Origin of the sequence: Empedobacter falsenii (genome assembly GCF_019308355.1) — a bacterium.
GTDB lineage: Bacteria > Bacteroidota > Bacteroidia > Flavobacteriales > Weeksellaceae > Empedobacter > Empedobacter falsenii_B.
Genome location: NZ_JAAGKM010000084.1, coordinates 1 through 3,206 on the forward strand (window position 1 = coordinate 1; position 3,206 = coordinate 3,206).

General features: G+C 27.5%; 2 protein-coding genes. Both read right to left on the bottom strand.

Features of this window, described 5'->3' with window-relative positions:
- Positions 1–120 precede the first annotated feature (120 nt).
- Positions 121–1,338, bottom strand: a complete 1,218-nt coding sequence (locus G0Q09_RS14720) for a hypothetical protein (protein ID WP_219035453.1) — start codon at positions 1,336–1,338, stop codon at positions 121–123.
- 3 nt (positions 1,339–1,341) lie between these two features.
- Positions 1,342–2,856: a T9SS type A sorting domain-containing protein gene (locus tag G0Q09_RS14725; RefSeq protein ID WP_257468301.1), complete on the bottom strand. Its 1,515-nt coding sequence runs from the start codon at positions 2,854–2,856 to the stop codon at positions 1,342–1,344.
- Positions 2,857–3,206: the final 350 nt, after the last annotated feature.

Below are 3,206 nucleotides of genomic sequence, written 5' to 3' on the forward strand. Positions count from 1 at the left end.
ATTGAAATATGGTAAGGTCAAAAATCCTAATGATTTTCCTACATTTCAAATTAATCAAAATAATAATACAATAATATTAAATAAAAACTCTACTTTTAAGTGTTCTTAACAAGGGGAAGATTACAGATGTACTTTAGATTTTGAACAATCTAATCTAGAATTTGTATATTCTTGATTATAATAAGATTGGTTTAGGTCAAAGGATTTAATTATATTTTCATTTGTATCAAGGATTTTAATACTTTCTAGTTTATATGAATTTAAATCTTCACGAAGTGTTGAACTTTTAACATATTCAACCCTTTTTTTATTATTTATTTTTATCTGACTTAATATTAAATCATTATAATTTGATACAGAATAAATATTATTTACAATATCTATTTTATGATTATTAACTAAATCATCAGAAATAGGATATTTACTTCCAATCTTAATATAGCCATTATTAGCACCATTAGCTAGAATAGCATAAGGACTTGAAACATCTCCTAAAAAGTTGTTAGTTGAGCTTACATACATATATTGTGATGTATGATTGACATTTTCAAAAGAGCTCGTATTCGAAAAATTTTCTTCATAATTTAATTCTACTACAGTATTGTCTTTCGTTATTATCTTAGAAAGATACCATGTATTTCTGTAGCCAGAATTTGAGCCAGGTGAGCCTCCTTGTTCACTAATAAATGTGGTGTTTGGAATAAATGTAGTAGTATTAAAAAAATATTCATTTCCTTTATTATCAATGATATTAAAAAATTGAATATTCCCGTTATTTATTGTTCCAATTATGATAAAATCATTATTAGGAGTAGTTTGAAATTTATTTGTTTGATAATTATAATAAAAATGAAAGTTCGTGCCAAAAATATTAACAATATATTCATCAGGCTCACTATCTATTCCCGTTTCTGTAGCTCCTTCTAACCAATGAGCTGAAGCACTTCCTGGGTTACTATTTAATCCTTCTGTTATACGATTTATATCAACTTTTAAATTTATATTATAATTATCAGGTAAGCTTCTTATATTTCTTGTAATGAAAGAAGTTGTTGATAAACTCCAACCAAGACCAATACTAGTTGCTTGATCATTTACTTTTATCCCTTCAGTATTATATTTTAAAATTATAGGGATACTAATATTATTATCAACTTTGATTTCTTCAATAGGAATTTGAAAATCAACACTACCTGAGCTTAATGATATTGGTTTATCAATGTATTTTCCTATGGTTGAAATTTCAGGAGATTTTGGAATAAATTTCTCATAATCTTTAATTTGTGCATTCAAATTATTTATTAATATTAAACTAAATACTAAGTAAATCTTCTTCATAAGTTACTTTTTAATAATTTTAATAGATTCAGTTTGGTTGTCAGTGTTAACTTTTAGAATATAAATACCTTCTGGGTAATTTCCGAGAGAAATCGGTGTAGATCGGTATTTTACTTCTTTAGTTTGTAAATGTTGTCCAACTAAATTGTACACTTCAATTGAGGCTTTTTCAAACTCTTTGTTGATTAAAACATTCACAATATCTTTTGTAGGATTTGGATAGGCTTCGATGTATACTCGTTTGAAATCATCTCCTTCTTTTCCAAGTTTTACTAAATAAAAATCAGATTGTCCTTTGTTTCCTTTGGCTTGTTGAGTAGAGTTTCCAAATAGAATGATTGAGCCATCACGAGTGGTGATTGCTTTTTCAAGATAATTGAAACCTTTTCCTCCAAATTTCTTGTTCCAAATCTCTGAACCATTTTGATCAAAAGATAGCGTGATGTAGTAACTCTCGATAGAATGATTGTTACTTTTTAATTGATCTAAAGAGGTAATTTGATTGGCTGTAAGAAGAAATTTATTATCAATTAATTTAACTTCTGTGATGGCTAAATTATCCTTAATATCTAATTCTGTCGTTTTTTGAACTCTTAAATCAAAATCTGTTTGAATCACTTTTGGTTTAAATGATTTTTCAGTCTTTTCATTCACAGAAAAAATGAAATTATGTTCATTTTCTTGAAATGAAATCAATTGATTTTCTGAATTTAAACCAAGGTTATTCTCTGAAATAATTTCACCTTTTTGATCTACCTGAATAATCCAAGTAGCATTTGATGTTTGATCGGTTGATTTATTTCCTGAAGCAGGTGAATTAGAATTTCCAATTAAAAGAAAACTAGATTTTGTTTCAACAACAGATTTGATTTTATCATCAAAAATTCCTCCATACGATTTTTCCCATTGTAGTTCTCCCTTTTCATTTAGCTTGATAATGTAGTAATCATTTCCTCCAAAATTTTCAGATTTTTTGAATATAGATGGAATAGAATTGGAATTGGAAGCAATCAGATAACCACCATCTTTTGTTCGAATAATATCGACTGGAATATCATTTCCATTTCCACCGAAAGCTTGTTGCCACTGAAGTTTACCTTGTGCATCAAGTTTTATAATCCAAATATCTTCGTTACCTTGATTATCACTTGTTTTATCTCCTGATTTAGAAGAAGTAGAAGCTCCAGCTAAAATGTATCCACCATCAGCAGTAGGTTTAGCCGAATACAAGAAATCAGAACCGTTTCCACCAAAAGAATTTTGCCATTCTTGCTTCCCATTTTCATCCATTTTCCAGATAAAATAATCTAAACTACCTTGGTTTTTCTTTTGTATATCACCTGTTGCATCAGAAGCAGAACTACCCAAGATCAAAAAGCCATAATCAGGAGTAGGAATAGCATTGTAAAGATATTCTGCAAATTCACCTCCTATAAATTTCTCCCACATCACATCTTGTTGTGCTGAAATAGTATATATAGAAAATAAACAGAATACAGACAGTAGAGTTTTTCTCATATATCAATATTTAGTTTTTTTACAAAATTAATCTTTTTTGCTTTATTGACATTATAACAAAAACTATTCTATATCAATAATGTAATTTATATTTTCAATTTTACAAATCTCCAACAATTATCTAAAACCAAATTACGGTTTTACGTAAAATAAAAATCCAAAAAATAATTTTCCTACTATAGTGATTACGTTTAAAAGAATTACACGCTAAAAAACATCAAAATAAAAGAATCCGTCTCACAACTGAGGCGGATTTTTTTTTTGTTATTATTGAGGGTTTTCGTATATTTATATCTGATAATCATACAGTTGTTTATGAATTTTAAGCATTACAATCAAAATCAGTTGGT

Excerpts from the sequence above, each read along its gene's own strand:
- G0Q09_RS14720 (WP_219035453.1), bottom strand. The coding sequence starts at position 1,338 with ATGAAGAAGATTTACTTAGTATTTAGTTTAATATTAATAAATAATTTG.
- G0Q09_RS14725 (WP_257468301.1), bottom strand. The coding sequence starts at position 2,856 with ATGAGAAAAACTCTACTGTCTGTATTCTGTTTATTTTCTATATATACT.